Here is a 16487-nt window from a genome sequence, read left to right as displayed (position 1 = left end):
CGGTCGCCGGCTCGGTGGGCCAGTCCGAGAGCACGACGTGACAGTTCGTGCCGCCCATGCCGAACGAGCTGACGCCGGCGTACAGCGGCTCGTCCGGTTGCGGCCACGGCTCGCGGCTGCGCTGTACGGCGAGCTTCAGCTCGTCGAACGGAATGTCCGGGTTGGGGGTCTCGAAGTTCAGGCTCGGCACGAGCTCGCGGTGGCGGATGCAGAGCGCCGCCTTCAGCAGGCCGACGATGCCGGCGGCACCCTCGAGGTGGCCGACGTTGGTCTTCACCGATCCGACCCGCAGCTCACCGCCGTCCGCGCGGCCGTCGCCGAGCACCGCGCCCAGGGCCGACGCCTCGATCGGGTCGCCCAGCTTGGTGCCCGTTCCGTGCAACTCGACGTACTGCACCCGCGCCGCGGAGATGCCGGCCCGCCCGTACGCCTGTCGCAGGACCTCCTGCTGACCGGCAGCACCCGGTACGGTCAGACCGTCGGTCGTCCCGTCGTTGTTCATCGCGCTGCCGCGCAGCACACAGTAGATCGGGTCGCCGTCCGCCACGGCGGCGCGCAGCGGCTTGAGCACCACGAACCCGCCGCCCTCACCGCGGACGTAGCCGTTCGCCCGCGCGTCGAACGTGAAGCTGAGACCGTCCGGGGAGAGCGCGCCGAACCGCTCCGCGCCGAGGGTGCTCTCCGGCACCAGGTTGAGGTTGACGCCGCCGGCGATGGCCATGGTGGACTCGCCGCGGCGCAGGCTCTCGGCCGCCAGGTGCACCGCGACCAGCGAGGAGGACTGGCCGGTGTCCACGGCCGCGCTCGGTCCGTGCAGACCGAGGGTGTACGAGATCCGGTTGGCGACGATGCCGCGGTTGAGTCCGGTGAGGGTGTGGCGGGTGATGCCATCGGCGCCGCGCCGCTGCGTGAGGGCCGCGTAGTCGTCGGCGATGACGCCGACGAAGACACCGGTCCGGCTGCCGGCGAGTTCGGACGGGACGATCCTGGCGTCCTCCAGCGCCTCCCAGGCCAGTTCGAGCATCAGCCGCTGCTGCGGATCCATCGACGACGCCTCGCGCGGGCCGATGCCGAAGAAGCTCGCGTCGAAGCCGCTGACGTCCTCGAGATAGCCGCCCGGCCGGGCGGGCAGTTCCGGGCGGCTCGCCGGGGGCGCGGCGATCGCGCTGCGGCCGTCGCGCAGCAGCCGCCACAGCTGAGCGGGATTCTCCGCGTGCGGCAGCCGGCACGATGTGCCGACGATGGCGATCGCCTCGGTCGATGTCGATGTGTCCGCCTGGAATTCAGCCATGGTCGAGCCGCCCTACCTGTTGATCCGTACGATGCTTGAGCGGGGGCGTAGCACCTGCGGCCGTGCCGAGGTGCTACGCGATCGTTTGCCGCTACTCGTATTTCGAGACGAGTTCCCGCTTGAGGACTTTTCCGCTGGGTCCCGTCGGAAGTGCATCGGTGAACTCGACTCGGCGGGGGTATTTGTATGCGGCGAGACGCTCCTTGGCCCACGCGACGAGCGCCTCGGGCGATCCCGGGGTGACGTCCTCGGGACGAGCGGGCACGACGATCGCCCAGACCTCCTCGCCGAGCACGGCATGCGGAACGCCGATGACCGCCACCTGCGCCACAGCCGGATGTCCGGCGAGGACCTCCTCGATCTCCCGCGGATAGACGTTGTAGCCGCCCCGCAGGATCAGGTCCTTCTTACGGCCCACGACCGACAGATAGCCGTCGCCGTCGAGCCGGCCGAGGTCGCCGGTGAGGAACCAGCCGTCGCGCAGGACCTCGGCGGTGAGATCCGGGCGGCCCAGATATCCGGCCATGACGGTCGGGGCGCTCACCACGATCTCGCCCGTCTCCCCGGCGGGCAGCAGTTCCACCCGGTCGGCGTTCGGCAGGGCGATGCCGACCGAGATGCCGTTGATCGGCACACCGACCGTGCCGGCGCGAAACGGCACGCCGGGATGGTGATAGGCGACGCTGCACGAGGTCTCGGTCGCGCCGTAGCCCTCGTACACCGGGCAACCGAACGCGGTGCGGACGTCGTCGAGGGTCTTCGCCGGCAGCGCCGATCCCCCGCTGTAGACGCGGTCGAGCCGGGGAGTCGGCTCGCCACGGGCCACCGCGTCGAGCAATTTGGAATACATCGTCGGCACACCCATGAACACCGTGCATCGGTGTGCCCTCATCAGCGCGAGGGCCTGCGGCCCGGCGAACCTCGACATCAGGACGATGGATATGCCGGCGCGGAAGCCGGTCAGCATGCCGCAGATCTGGCCGAAGCTGTGCGCCAGCGGCAGACAGCCGAGCAGTATGTCGTCGCTCCGGAACGCGTACGGCGTGTCGACCATCCTGTCGACGTTGTACAAGATGTTGCGGTGGGTCAGCATCACGCCTTTCGGCTCACCCGTCGTGCCGGAGGTGTAGAAGACGACCGCGACGTCGTCGGGTTCCGGCACGGCGGACTCGTCGATCGGCGTCGCGTCCTGCGCCACGTTCCCCGGGCCGACGGTGAGCAGCACCGTGCCGAGCCGCTCCGCCGCCTCCTTCGCCTGGGGCAGCAGCGTGTCCGCGCACACCAGAAAGCGGGCGCCGGCATCGGTCAGCACGTGATCGACCTCCGGCGCGGTGGCCATGGCACTGAGCGGGACCACGACCGCGCCGGCCGCCAGCACGCCGAAGTACACGACGGGAAACTGCGGGGTGTCGACCAGGAGCACGGCGACCCGGTCCCCCGGTCGTACCCCGCCGGCTCGCAGCACCCAGGCGTAGCGACGAGCCTGGTCCCACAGCCACCCGTAGGTGAACTCCTCGGATTCGAAGATCAGCGCGGGGTGGTCGGGTCGCCGCGCCGCCGCGCCGGCCAGCACCGCGGCAACTGACCCGGTCATGCGTCGTGCGCGGCGGTGCGGACGGGCCAGTTGCGGGCGCTCATGGTCGGGATGTCCAGTTCCTTCCAGATGCCGTGCAGGGCGTGGGCGAAGTTCTCGACGTCCTTCTGCTCGTGCACGGCGGACGGAGCGATCCGCAGGATCTCCTCGCCGGCGGGCACGCTGGGGGCGTTGATGGACTGGACGTAGATCCCGTGCCGCTCGAACAGCAGCCGGGACGCCCGCTTGCACAGGTCGTCGTCGCCGACGAAGGCCGAGACGATGTGCGAGTCCGTGGACAGGAACGGGATGTCGGCAGCGAGCAGCAGGCCGTGCAGAAGCCGCGCGTTCTCGGCGAGAAGCTTGCGCTCGACGTCGGACGAGCGCAGGTACCGCACCGACGCCAGCGCGCCGGCCGCGATCGCCGGCGGCAGCGAGGTGGTGAAGACGAACGAGCGCGCATAGGTCCGCACCGCGTCCACCAGGGCTGCCGGCCCCGCGATGTAGCCGCCGACCGTTCCGAAGCCCTTCGCGAGGGTGCCCATCACGACCGTGAACCGGTCGGCGATGCCTTCCCGCGCGGCGATGCCGGCGCCCTGCGGGCCGTACATGCCGACCGCGTGCACCTCGTCGATGAAGGTCGTGGCGCCGTACTTGTCCGCGATGTCGGCGATCGCGGCGAGCGGCGCGACGTTACCCGACATGGAGTAGACAGTCTCCGCGACGATGAGCTTCGGGCGGTCGGCGGGAGCGGCCGCGATCAGCTCCTCCAGGTGCGCGACGTCGTTGTGCCGGAACACGTGCTTCTTCGCGCCGCTGTGCCGGAGACCGTCGATGATCGAGGCGTGGTTCTTCGCGTCGGAGAAGACCAGGGTGTCCTTCGGCGTACCCGCCAGCACGGTGAGCGATCCCTCGTTGGCCGTGTATCCCGAGGTGAACAGGAGGGCGGCCTCCTTGCCGTGCACGTCCGCGAGCTCACTCTCGAGGAGCACGTGGTAGTGGTTCGTCCCGCCGATGTTCCGGGAACCGCCCGAGCCCACGCCATGGGTGTTGATCGCGGCCTGCATGGCCGCGATGACCTGACGGTTCTGGCCCATTCCCAGATAGTCGTTGCTGCACCAGACGCTGACTTCCGAATCCACCCCGTCATGCCGCGCGGTGGCCAGCGGGTAATTGCCGGATCGGCGGCCGATCTCCAGGAACTCGCGCTTGCTCGCCGCGAGATCCTCGGCGGTCTTCCCATTCAAATACGATGCCAGGTGAACGTTCATCGAATCGCCTTCTCGACGTAGCGGTCGGATCGGTGGTCAGGCATATTGCGATCGCAGGAGCACCTTGTCGGGCTTGCCGTTGTTGTTCATCGGCAAGGCGCTCAGGACGTGCACTTTCTCGGGCACGTGAATCGGGGACAGCGCCTCGGCGATTCCCGCGCGGATCTTCTCCACGTCGACCGCCTCGGCCGGATCGCACTCGATGGCGGCGTGGATGTGGTCGCTGCCGTCCTCGTCGCGCACGCCGTACACGGCGGCGTGCCGGACGCCGGGATGGGCGAGGATCTCCGCCTCGAGAACAATCGGGTGAACCTTGACGCCGCCGACCTTGATGACGTCGGCCACCCGGCCCAGCAGCGTCAGATATCCGCGCTCGTCGAGACGGCCGATGTCGCCGGTGTGGTACCAGCCGTCCCGGAGAACGCGCGCGGTCAGCTCCGGTTCGCGGTTGTAGCCGTCCATCGTCTGCGGCGTGCGGACGCGAACCTCGCCGATCGCCCCCACCGCCAGCTCCGCACCCGAATCCGAGTTGCAGACGACGACGTCCACCTCGGGGAAGGGCCGCCCGACGGTGGCCGCGAGCTCCGGGTCGCCGTGCTCCGGCGGCGTCAGGGTGGTGATGCGGCCGCACTCGGTCGCGGCATACCCCTGCGCCATGACCGGGCCGAAGAGCCGGAAGGCCTGCGCGATGCGGGCGGGCGCCGCGGGGCTGCCGCCGTAGACGATCCGCTTCAGCCCGGACAAGCCCGCGGCCCGTACGGCGTCGCTGTCGCCGATTCCCCGCTCGAGCAGGTGGTCGAGGATCTGGAACACGTGGTTCGTGGCCAGGAACGTCCACGAGATCTCCTGGTCGGCGGAGACGGTGTCCACGAACTTCCCGGCGTCGAACGTCTCGTGCAGATGGATCGCCCCGCCCAGGGCGAACACCGCGTCCGCCAGCGGGGCGACGCCGTGACTGAGCGGGGTCGAGATCAGGATCGACGCACAGCCGGCCTCGGAACCGAGGTCCATCCAGGCCCGTACGGTGGCTTCCCACGCGTGGCCCGCCAACCGGATGCCCTTGGGCCGTCCCGTGCTGCCGCTCGTGTAGCCGATGAACGCGAGGGTGTCCGGATCCCAGGACACGACGTCCGCGGCGCCGGCCCGGCCACCACCGGGGCTCAGTCGTGTCACCGGGATCCCGCTGGCCTCGGCGAGCTCCGTCGCCCGCTCCGCGGCTTCCGCGTCGGCGTAGATGGTCACGGCGTCGGTGTCGCGCAGGATCTGCAGCTGGTGGTCCAGCGGAAGCAGCGTCGCCCTGGTACCGGGGTTGGTCGTCCGCAGATAGCACACGGCGCCGCCGAGCAGTTGCGTCGCGTACCGCGCGGTGAGCATCTCGGGGCTGTTGGGGGCGACGAGAATCGCCACCACGTCGCCCTTGCCCACCCCGCGATCGCGCAGCGCGACGAACGCGTCGGTCACGGACCGGATCAGGTCGCCGCCGGAGAAGGCTTCGCCCCGCCAGCGGACGGCGGCGCGATCCGGCGCGGCCGCGAGCAGCGAAAGGATCTCCGAGACGTAACTCTTACTCGCACTCCACCAGTGCTCGGGCACGCTCATGGGACCTTCCTTCGCTGTCGCCGGCAATAGCGTTCGGACCGCTAAATCTTCGGCAGACGATTCAGGTGATTGGTAGATCAATCGAGTGGCTACAACGGCCGCTCGATCGGGGTAGCCGTTCGGTGCACCCACCATTGGCGAGGCCACGATCGGGCGTGGACCGCAAGGCAGTGAGACTCTTGTCTCCGCCGGCAGCGCGACCGGGCGGTCAGGAGGAACTGCCCCTATGCTGGCCGCCGAAATACCTACGATCCGATCCCGATACGAGGATTCGCGAATGCGTCGGAATTCTGCTCTGGACAACGGCACGGCGTCCGCCGCGATCGCCGAGGAACAGGAGTTTCTCGACCAGGCCACGGCCCGGCGTGACAAGCTCGCCGACCACCTGCGGGCCGAGCTCTCGGTGGAAGCGCTGGACGCGTTGGAGCGGGCGCGGCTGCGCATGCTCCGCCAGCAGTACGAGGAGCTACGCCGGGCGACCGAGGGACTGGTCTTCGGCCGCCTCGACGGGCTCGACGGCACCGTGCGGCACATCGGCCGGGTCGGCCTCCGCGACGACGACGAGGACGGCGAGCCGCTGCTGGTGGACTGGCGCGCTCCGGCGGCCCGGCCGTTCTACACCGCGACGGCCGTCGACCCCAAAGGCCTGGCCCGGCGCCGGCACATCCGCACGACGGGATCGGCCGTCGTCGGCGTGGACGACGAGCCGCTCGACGGGACCATCACGACGGATCTCGTCGGCGAAGGCGCCCTGCTGGCCGCCCTGGATCAGCGGCGCACCGGGCGCATGTCCACGGCGATCTCCACGCTGCAACGCGAACAGGACGACATCATCCGGGCCGAGGCGAGCGGCCCGCTGGTCGTCCAGGGCGGTCCCGGCACCGGCAAGACCGTGGTGGCCCTGCACCGCGTCGCCTACCTGCTTTTCGCCCACCAGACGATGGCCGAGCAGGCGGTCCTGGTCCTCGGCCCCTCCCCGCGGTTCCTCGAGTACATCGGCCAGGTGCTGCCCGCGCTCGGTGAGACCGCGGTCGTCGCGGCGACCTGCGACACCCTGCTGCCCGGGATCAGCGTGGGCCGCGACGAGAGCCGGACGCTCGCCGAGATCAAGGGCCGTGCCCTCTGGCAACCCGCACTCGAGAACTATGTCGCGTCGCTGCTCCCCCGGCCCCGAGACCTCAAGCTGCGCTGGGAGGGCGAGTTCTACGTCATCCCCGCCGCGACGGTGGCACAGGCGCTCGCCGCGGTGCGGGGGCGGCCGTACCACCGGGCCCGTCGCGTCTTCGCCGAGCAGTTGCACCACATCCTGGCCGAAGCCGTCGTCGATCAGCGCGAGGCGCTGATGAACGAGATGGAGGAGGGCTTCGAGGACATCCTCGCCCGCGTCGACCGGAGCATGCATTACGACCCCGGGGCCGCCGCCGGCAGCGACGTCGACGGACTGCTCTCCGAGGAAGAGGTCGAGGACCTTCGCCAGCGCATCGCGGAGAACCCGGCCATCGCCCGGTTCGTCGAGACCTGGTGGCCGACCCTCGACGCCGAGACCCTGCTGCGCGACCTCCTGACCGACGGTGATCTGCTGGCCCGGTTCGCCCCGCAGCTGGCCGCGGACGAGATCGCCGCCGTCGTGGCCGAGCCGGCACCGTGGGCATCGAGCGACATCCCCCTGCTCGACGCCGTCGCCGACCTGCTCGGCGACGGTGACGCCCCGCAACAACACGGCGAGTTCGTCGCCGACCGCGCCCGCCGGCAGCGCAGCTGGGTGTACGGCCACGTCGCCGTCGACGAGGCGCAGGAGCTGTCCGAGATGCAGTGGCACATGGTCGTACGACGTTGCCCCAGCCGCTCCATCACCGCGGTCGGCGACATCGACCAGGCGGAGGCGGCGCACCGGCACACCAGCTGGGCCCAGGCGGTGCAGGCCGTTCTCGGCGACCGCTGGACCCCCGCGGAACTCACCATCTGCTATCGGACGCCGCGCGAGGTCATGGACCTCACCGAACCGGTCCTGCGGCGAGCCGGCAGCCACAACGCGCCGCCACGGGCCGTACGCGCCTCCGGCATCTCCCCCTGGCAGCGCACGGTCACGCCCGCCGAGCTCGGCGACGCCGCCGCCGAAGCCGTACGCCGGCTGCGCGAACGGTGGCACGGCGGCACGGTCGGCGTCATCGCCCCCGCCAACCGCGTCGCCGAACTCCGAGCCGCGCTGGATGACGATGTGCCGGTGCTGTCCGCGGCCCAATCCAAGGGCCTGGAATGGGACGCGACGCTCCTCGTCGACCCCGACGGCATCGCCGCCGGACCACGCGGCTGGAACGGCCTCTACGTCGCGCTCACCCGCTGCACCCAAGAACTCGGACAGCTGGTGCTCGCGTAGCTGGTTCGATGATTTACCCGGTGGAGCCGAGCCGGTAGATCGCCGTCTTCCGACGGCGTTCGACTCATTCGACTGGAGATGCATTCGAGAAAGGGCCGTCACATGACTGCTGCGCAGGCAGGCGTAGGTCGGTGGATCCGGCGATATCAGCCGGCGGCGACGGGCGCGCCGCGATTGCTGTGCCTGCCACATGCCGGCGGTTCCGCCTCGTTCTTCGTCCCGACCGCCCGGTCACTCGCGCCGGACGTCGAAGTCCTGGCGGCGCAGTATCCAGGCCGGCAGGATCGCCGTTTCGAGCCGTGCGCCGGGTCGATAGCCGAACTCGTCGACGGGCTCGTCGAGGAGTTGGAGCCCTATCTCGACCAGCCGTTGTCCATCTTCGGACACAGCATGGGCGCGGTGATCGGCTTCGAGTTGGCCGGGCGCCTCGAACGAGAGTACGACCACTCCCCGGAGATTCTGTTCGTTTCGGGACGTCGGGCACCGTCATGTCTTCGCGACGAGCGAGTGCACGTGGCCGGTGACGACGCGATCATCGCGGAGGTGGAACGGCTGAGCGGCACGGACAGCCGCATCCTCGGTGACGAGGACATGGTGCGCATGGTGCTGCCGGCGCTGCGGGCCGACTACCGTGCGATCGAGCGATACAGGATGTCGTCCACCACCGCCGGTCTGCGATGTCCCATCGCGGTTCTCACCGGTGACGCGGACCCTCAGGTGCGACTGCACGAGGCGGAGGCCTGGCGCGGACACACGGGCGGGCCGTTCGATCTGCAGCTCTACCCCGGGGGTCACTTCTACTTGACATCCCAGGCCGGGGCGGTCCTGGCGTACCTGCGCGAGCGGCTCACGGCCCGGTCCGACCAGCGGTAGGGGTACGCGGCGTGCCCCGGGCAGTCCCGCAGCGTACGGCGCATCCTGGCCGGCTCCGGCTCGGCGCCCCGTTCGCGGAGCCGGTTCAACTCCTCACGCTCAGCGGCTGACCTGCCCGGGGGCGGCCCGCAATCCGGCCGCATCGGGGCGTCGACTTGCGACAGCCGGCACGTGGTCCGGGCGATCCCGGCGCGCCGGGCACGAAAATGGACCGGTCGCAAGCCCGGGAAGCGACGAATTTCCTTTGAATCGCATAGCAGCCGGAGGCATAAAAATGTTCGTTCTGCAAATCAGCCCGCAGGCATGTCATCCGTTCAACCGCAACAGTTCCGCCCAATACCGTCGAACTTGACCGTGCCGTTAAATCTGCTTATCGTCGTCCGAGTCCCCACCAATCTAGGTATAGGGTTCTCATGACCGCGCCTCCCGTGCTGCCCAAGGTAAAGCAACAATCGATTCTTGCCGTTCTCATGGTGTGCTCCCTGCTGATTTGGCTGGACAACACCGTCCTGAGCATCACCCTGGAGACCCTGGCCGATCCGGTCCGTGGACTGGGTGCGAGCCCGGCCGAGCTGCAGTGGGCCACCGGCGCATACACCCTGGTCTTCGCCACATTGATGTTCACCGCCGGCGCCCTGGGCGACAGCTTCGGCCACCGCACCGTGCTCGCTGTCGGCCTGGGTGTCTTCGGCGCGGCATCGCTCTGGGCGGCGTACGGAGGCGATGCCGACCAACTGATTGCCGCCCGGGCCGCGATGGGACTCGGCGCCGCGCTGATCATGCCCGCCAACTTCGCCATCCTGTTGTGGACCTTCACCGGCCCCGGACGGGCGACCGCGATCGCCATCTCATCGACATCCACTGGCGTCGGAATGGCGGCAGGACCGGTATTGGCAGGCGTCCTGCTCAGCCATTTCTGGTGGGGTTCCGTCTTTCTTATCAACGTTCCGATTGTCGTGGCGGCGCTGGCCGGCATCATTTTGCTGGTCCCCAATTTCCGAAGCCCCACCGTGCGACCGCTGGATCCGGCCGGCATATTGCTGTCGATCAGTGGGCTCGCCGCGTTGACCTACGGCCTGATCCGCGCAGGGCAGGTGGAGGACTGGGGCCGGCCGGACGTCTGGGGGCCGATCGCGGGCGGGATCGTCCTGCTGGGCGCTTTCGTCTGGGCCGAGTTGATGGCCAAGGCGCCGAGCTTCGATCCCCGGCTGCTGGCGCAGCGGATGTTCGGTGGCGGCAACGCGTCCATGGCGCTGCTGCTCTTCTCCGTGGCCGCCGTCACCTTCTACAACGCGTTCTACCTGCAGGGCGCGCTGGGGTACTCACCGATGAAGGCCGGCTTGGCGAATATCCCGACCGCCGTCGGCGCTGTCGTAGGGGCTCCCCTGGGCGCACGCCTGGTTCGCCGATGGTCATTGCGCCCCGTCGCCGTGCCGGCGCTCGCCGTGTCGGCGCTCAGCATGGGGGCGGTCGGATTTCTCGATCTGCACACCCCGCTGGTCTGGATCGAGATCGTTCTGCTGGTTCAGGGTCTTTCCGTCGGTCTGGTGCTGGCGCCGGTGACCGGAGCGCTGATCAGCAGCCTGCCGCTGGACCGGTCCGGCGCCGGGTCGGCCGTCACCAACACGGCGCGGCAGGCCGGCAGCGTGATCGGTATCGCGGTGGGCGGCACCATCATGTCGCTCGCCTATCGAGTCGCCATCAAACCCTCGTTGAGCGCCGTCCCGGCGGGGCTGCGGGACGAGGTCCAGACATCCGCAGAGCAGGCCCGGCATGTCGCCGCCGCGCTCCACCAGCCCGCTCTTGCGCAGGCCGCCGATCGGGCATTCATCCACTCGATGCACGTCGGCGCGATCTGGATCATGGTTGTCGGGCTCCTCGCCACAGCCGTGCTGGTGTTCGCCCTGCGTCCCGCCGGAAAGGTCGCGGTGCCGGCGCGGCAGCCTGAGGACGGTCCAAAAAGCAGCCGCGCCGACAGGCAAGCCGTGCCTTCAGGCGCTGACGCCGGCAACAACTGATCCGACGCGGATCCGGCGGTGAGGCCTGACCAGATCAGCGGGCCGGGCGCTTCCTCGGGCTCGCGGGCGACCGCTGCCAGCGGCGACTCGTCCGCCTTCTCCGCACCGCCCGGGATCTTCCAGCGACCGGTGCAGGTCTGCTCGGCCAGCAGCGCGCCGGCTCGCATCCGTCCGCGGGCCGGCTGAGCGGTGACGTCCTCGGTCACCGAGCGCGGTTGACGACAGCCGTGAGGTCCCCCGTACCTGATGAGTCTCGACCGGCCCGCCGCAGCTGACCGGATGTCCGGCCGTCACCTGGACGGCCAGCACCACGAACACCCCGCGCCAGGAGGCGTGGCGCGGCACCGGGCCGCCGATCGTCGACACGAGGATCGGCGGCCACCCCGACGACCAGCATCAGGCGGGAGAACGGTCGGGCCGCGGCGAACTCGTCGAACAGGTCACGCACCATCGCGGCGTCCGGGCAGGAGCGACTCTCCGGGGACAGGTCGTCGGCGGGCGGGGTCCCGGTGCGATTCCGAGCCACGCTCCGGACCCGTCCTTTATGATCGAGATCTTCCGTCCCGGCCTTTCTGGTAACGGTGGTCACACCCCGGCCGTACCGCCTCACCAGCAAGTATTTCGCTTGAACCGGCCCGGCGCAGCGCCTTGCGGGTCGATCCCGGCATGCCGGCCGACCGGCGCCGCGATTGACATCACATTGGGTTACTTCTATGTTACCGATAACACACAGCACCCTCGTGCCCCGTCTGAGAACGACGAGCCGGGTGACTCTGCCACCGCAGACGGCCGCGCCGTACGTGCCCCTCAGGCGCCCTCCACTCGCTCCCCACCCCCGGCCGCCGCCTGTCCCGACCGGCTGCCGCTCCCAGGAGGTCTTCCGTGCGAGTCATGCATGCTGCCCGAGCGCTCGTCGCGCTCGTGGTCCCGGTCACCCTCTCCGCCGCCTGGCTGCCGCCGGCCGCCGCGGCCGCCGCACCGCCGGGCGAGCCGGTGCCGCTCTACCGCGACACCCGGCACCCGTTCGCCGAACGCGCGGCCGGGCGCCACGGTGGTGCACGACGGGCTCACCTTCACCTGGCCGGACTCGCGGCCGGGCACCCCGGACAACGTCACCGCCGTCGGCCAGGTGATCCCGCTGTCCGGCTCGGGCAGCAAGCTCGGGCTGCTCGGCACCGGCGTGTACGGCACCGCCTCGGGCACCGCCACCGTCGTCTACACCGACGGCACCACTCAGCAGGTCACGCTCGGTTTCGCCGACTGGTGGGCGAACTCGCCGGCTCCCGGTGGCGACATCCTGACCACCCTGCCGTACCTCAACATCGCCGGCGGACGGCAGGACCAGCGGGTCAGCGTGTACTACACGTCGGTCACCCTGCAACCCGGCAAGACCATCAGATATCTGCAGCTACCCAACGTCAACGACGGCATGACCCCCGGCAACGTCATGCACGTCTTCGCCGTCGCCGTCGGCTGACCGGTTCACGGCAGAGAGGAGTGAGATCGATGGCGTCAACCATCCGCCGCCTGGTGACGGTGCTCGTCACCGCCGCCCTGGGCGTGTCCACCGCCGCGAGCACGGCCCAACCGGCCACCGCGGCGACACCCTGGCTGAGCGTGACCGACGGGTTCGCGTCGTTCACCGTCCCGGCCGACGACCTGCGTACCACCATCGGCGAAGTGTCCTCGGTCGTCGTGGAGGGCACCTTCGGACCCGGCTCCACCGTGGCCGAACTGGGCCTCGTCCGGTCCGGCAGCGCCTGGACCTCGGTGATCGGCCCGCTGCCGGCCGGGCTGTACCAGTACCGGCTCCGCGGCGACGACACCAGGATCGTCAAGGATCCCACCAACCCGGCCACGGTCACCTCGGAGCCCACCTGGAGCACCTTCCTGGTGCCCGGTGACGGCGCGCGGCTGCTGGCCGACGTGCCGGCCGGACAGGGCGGGACGATCGCGACGGTCACCCACCCGGGCGGCTCGGCGGCGGTGTGGACGCCGCCCGGCTACGACGCCCACCGCCGCCGGCCCTATCCGGTGCTCTACCTGGAACACGAGGAAGGCGGCGGGTACACCGACTGGCTCGAACTGGGCCGGGCCCGGCAGATCCTGGACAACCTGGCGGTCCAGCGGCGGACGGAGCCGATGGTCGTGGTGCTCGGCGACGCGGCCGACGCCCCACTGGCCCGGGCCGTCCAGCAGCGGTACCGGGTAGCCCGCGACCCGGCGCACCGGGCGGTCGCCGGCGTGTCAGCCGCCGGGGTGTTCGCGGTACAGGCCGCGCTGGCCCACCCCGGCCGGTTCGGCTACGTCGGGTCGTTCGGCGGCGCCTTCCCCGACGGTCGGCTGCACGTGGACACCGCGGCGGTCAACGCCGGCACCCGGCTGCTACGGCTGTACACCGGCAACGTCACCGACCCCGCCTACAACGCCACCTACCGGCTGCTGCGCGCGCTGGACCGGGCGCACGTGCGCCACGAGTTCGACGGGGTGAACCCCGACGCCGGGCACAACTGGACGGCTTGGCAGCAGAACCTCGCCGACTTCGCGCCCCGGCTCTTCCGCGCCGGGACCGACCACCGGCCCAGCCCCGGCCACCTGCCGCTGCGGCACGAGTTCACCACGCCGGCGCCCGGCACCACCCCCACCCCGTGGCTGACCCGCGAATCCAACGGCGACACCTTCGTCACGGTGGAGACCGGCACCCAGTACGCCGCGGCGGGTCACGTCACTCTCTGGGGCAACTGGGCACCCGGCGGCAGCTGGGTCAACGTCCCGATGACCCGCGAGGGTGACCGCTGGCGGGTCACCGTCGGACCACTCCAACCGTGGTTCTACTACTACAAGTTCATCGTCGACCTGGTCTCGCAGAAGGACACCACCAACCCGGCGGGCGTCACCACGGAACCCACCTGGAGCACCTTCCTGGTCCCCGGCGCCCGCTCACGCCTGCTCGCCGACGTCCCGGCCGGCACCGGCGGCGCTCTCCACCGGCTCACCTACCGCAGCACCGTGGCCGGGCAGGACCGCACCGCGTACGTGTGGACACCGCCCGGCTACGACCCGGCCCGCACGCAGCCGTACCCGGTGCTCTACCTGCAGCACGGCGGCGGCCAGAACTACACCGACTGGGTCGAGATGGGACGCGCCAAGCAGATCCTGGACAACCAGTTCCGCGACGGCACGCTGGTACCGATGGTCGTGGTGATGGGCAACGGCAACGTACCCGACTTCACCCGCGAGTTGCTGGACAACATCGTCCCGGCCGCCCGCACCCGCTACCACATCACCACGGACCCGGCGGGGCAGGCGCTGGCCGGGCTGTCGATGGGCGGCTTCCAAACGTACGACGTGCTCAAGACCCATCCGGGGGAATTCGCGTACATCGGCACCTTCTCCTCGGGCATCGGCTCGCCCTCCACGGGCGCCGACCCGACCGGCTACGACCCGGTCGCCATCAACAACGGAACCCGGCTACTGCGCATCTACACCGGCAACGTGACCGACTTCGCATACCCGATCACCATGGCCACGATGGCCGCCTTCGACAGGATCGGCATCCGGTACGAATTCGCCGGGGTCACACCCGGCCCGCACGGCTGGGACACCTGGCAGCGCAACCTGATCGACTTCGCCCCGCGCCTGTTCCGCGCCGCGCCGGCCACCCCGCCGCCGGCGCACGCACCGCGGTGACCGGGACGGTCCACCGGCGCACCGGATCAGAACGTATTACTACCTGCCCCGGCTCGCTCCACGCGGCGAATCCCGCGGCCAGGGCTTCGGGTCTCCCGAGATGCGGACGCGGCCCGGTCCGCGGTCTGCGCGCTCCGGCTTCCGCGCCCTCACAACCAGATGTTGTCGTGCTCGAGGTAGAACGCCGCCTTCTCCTCGTCGCTCATCTCGCCGATCCGGGCCAGTCCCTCGAAATACCCCTCCCGGGGCGCGCCCGGCGCGAAGTGCAGCAGCATCGAGGCCGGCTCACCGGAGCGGTTCTTGAAGGCGTGGATCCCACCGGCCGGCACGTGCACCCAGTCGCCGGGCTCCGCCTCGATCCAGCGGGCGCCGTCGTAGATGCTCATCACGCCGTTGAGGATGTAGAACGACTCGGCGATGCTGCGGTGGAAGTGCGGATCGGGGCCGGTGACACCGGGCCCGCACGCCCAGCGATACATCCCGAACAGCCCACCGGTCGACGCCCCGGAGGACAGATAGTGCACCTTCGTGCCGTTCGGATAGACGAGCTCGGGCTCGCTGTCGGCGGGCCGGTAGGTGGCGCGGACCTCGCCCGTCTCCCCGTGATACAGCGGCGGCGGATACGTCATGATCAGAGCCTAACGCCGCTGACCACGCGCAGCACCCCACAGGCGGACCGCCTTGGGCGGACCCGCGCCGGATCGGCGACCACCCCGTCCTGAGCGCCTCGGTCGTCGCGCGCAACCCGGCCAGCGGAGTACGCAGACCGTGCGCCACCGCCGGCCACGAATCCGCAGGGCCGGGTGGTGATCGGACGGCGGCCCGAACGGATGCCTGACCCGGTCGGGTCGAACGGCGCGGCGGACGCCGGGAAACCGGCTTTCCGGGCAATCGGGTGGTACCGGCCCGCCGGGATCGATATCGACGCTTCGACACTGATAAGAAGACTGCCATGATGATGAAGCGCGCCGTCGCGGTGATCGCCTGCGTCACCGCAATGGCTTCTGCCCTCGCCGCACCGGCCCAGGCCGCCAGTCACCGCTCAGCCACCGACCCGGTGGCTGCCTCCGGGTTCGTCGCCGTCTCGCTGACGAACCCGTCGATCCTCCACGACATCCGCTACGCCACGGCCCACAACTTCATCGGGCGTCCGATCAACGGTTACGCCGAGCCGCTGTGCGTTCTCACCAAGCAGGCCGCCGCCGCACTGAACGCGGCGCAGGCCGCGGCGCTGAAGCGCGGCTACACGCTGAAGGTCTACGACTGCTACCGGCCGCAGCGAGCCGTCGACCACTTCATCGCCTGGGCCGAGGACCTCGACGATCAGAGCATGAAGGCCGAGTTCTACCCCACGCTGGACAAGTCCCTGCTGTTCGAGCAGGGCTACATCGCCAGCCGTTCCGGACACAGCCGCGGAAGCACCCTGGACCTCACGCTGGTCAAGCTACCGCCGAAGCCGCAGCCGGCCTACCGGCCGGGGCAGCCCCTGACGGCGTGCACAGCACCGGCCGGGCGGCGCTTCCCCGACAACTCGATCGACATGGGAACCGGATACGACTGCTTCGACACGCTGGCCAACACGCTGGACCCGCGGATCACGGGCGCACGCCACGCGAACCGGCTCCTGCTGAAAACCATCATGACGAACGCCGGCTTCACCAACTTCGACCTCGAGTGGTGGCATTACACCCTGAACAACGAGCCGTACCCGGACACCTACTTCGACTTCCCGGTCGCGCTCTCGTCCCTGTGACGCCGTAGAGAACCATGTCCCCGACAGCCTTCGCGGGCTGTC

At 70.0% G+C, this 16487-nt stretch carries 11 protein-coding genes; 6 read left to right on the top strand and 5 right to left on the bottom strand.

Annotated features, from left to right (window positions below):
* The 4 genes from Asi03nite_RS28825 to Asi03nite_RS28810 form a co-directional block, all read right to left on the bottom strand.
* The coding region (locus Asi03nite_RS28825) for a beta-ketoacyl synthase N-terminal-like domain-containing protein (protein ID WP_203683623.1) at nt 1-1291 on the bottom strand (1291 nt) is incomplete at its 3' end.
* Nucleotides 1292-1382: 91 nt separating this feature from the next.
* A complete protein-coding gene (locus tag Asi03nite_RS28820; protein ID WP_203683622.1) occupies nt 1383-2885 on the bottom strand; it encodes a long-chain-fatty-acid--CoA ligase in 1503 nt (500 codons plus the stop codon).
* Complete coding sequence (hemA, locus tag Asi03nite_RS28815; protein WP_203683621.1) at nt 2882-4135, bottom strand: 5-aminolevulinate synthase; 1254 nt, start codon at nt 4133-4135, stop codon at nt 2882-2884. The genes Asi03nite_RS28820 and hemA overlap by 4 nt, the downstream gene beginning before the upstream one ends.
* A gap of 36 nt (nt 4136-4171) precedes the next feature.
* Nucleotides 4172-5734: a class I adenylate-forming enzyme family protein gene (locus Asi03nite_RS28810; protein WP_203683620.1), complete on the bottom strand. Its 1563-nt coding sequence runs from the start codon at nt 5732-5734 to the stop codon at nt 4172-4174.
* A 277-nt stretch (nt 5735-6011) separates the two neighbouring features.
* On the opposite strand from Asi03nite_RS28810, the gene Asi03nite_RS28805 reads away from it, so the two are divergent.
* The 5 genes from Asi03nite_RS28805 (at nt 6012) to Asi03nite_RS28785 (ending at nt 14692) form a co-directional block, all read left to right on the top strand.
* A complete protein-coding gene (locus Asi03nite_RS28805; RefSeq protein ID WP_203683619.1) occupies nt 6012-8111 on the top strand; it encodes a HelD family protein in 2100 nt (699 codons plus the stop codon).
* Nucleotides 8112-8213: 102 nt separating this feature from the next.
* Entirely contained in the window at nt 8214-8984 is a 771-nt protein-coding gene (locus Asi03nite_RS28800) for a thioesterase II family protein (protein WP_203683618.1), read from the top strand.
* Between the two features lie 413 nt (nt 8985-9397).
* Nucleotides 9398-11002, top strand: a complete 1605-nt coding sequence (locus Asi03nite_RS28795) for an MFS transporter (protein ID WP_203683617.1) — start codon at nt 9398-9400, stop codon at nt 11000-11002.
* 1051 nt (nt 11003-12053) lie between these two features.
* Nucleotides 12054-12479 (top strand): hypothetical protein, encoded by a 426-nt coding sequence (locus Asi03nite_RS28790; protein ID WP_203683616.1) that lies wholly within the window; start codon nt 12054-12056, stop codon nt 12477-12479.
* A gap of 29 nt (nt 12480-12508) precedes the next feature.
* Nucleotides 12509-14692, top strand: a complete 2184-nt coding sequence (locus Asi03nite_RS28785; RefSeq protein WP_203683615.1) for an alpha/beta hydrolase — start codon at nt 12509-12511, stop codon at nt 14690-14692.
* Between the two features lie 149 nt (nt 14693-14841).
* Here Asi03nite_RS28785 and Asi03nite_RS28780 read toward each other — a convergent pair whose 3' ends face one another.
* Nucleotides 14842-15321: a cupin domain-containing protein gene (locus Asi03nite_RS28780; RefSeq protein WP_203683614.1), complete on the bottom strand. Its 480-nt coding sequence runs from the start codon at nt 15319-15321 to the stop codon at nt 14842-14844.
* Nucleotides 15322-15644: 323 nt separating this feature from the next.
* Here Asi03nite_RS28780 and Asi03nite_RS28775 point away from each other — a divergent pair, with 323 nt between their 5' ends.
* Entirely contained in the window at nt 15645-16445 is an 801-nt protein-coding gene (locus Asi03nite_RS28775; protein WP_239102997.1) for a M15 family metallopeptidase, read from the top strand.
* Nucleotides 16446-16487: the final 42 nt, after the last annotated feature.

It is taken from the genome of Actinoplanes siamensis, from assembly GCF_016862395.1.
Lineage (GTDB): Bacteria > Actinomycetota > Actinomycetes > Mycobacteriales > Micromonosporaceae > Actinoplanes > Actinoplanes siamensis.
This window is presented reverse-complemented; position numbering and strand designations above follow the sequence as displayed.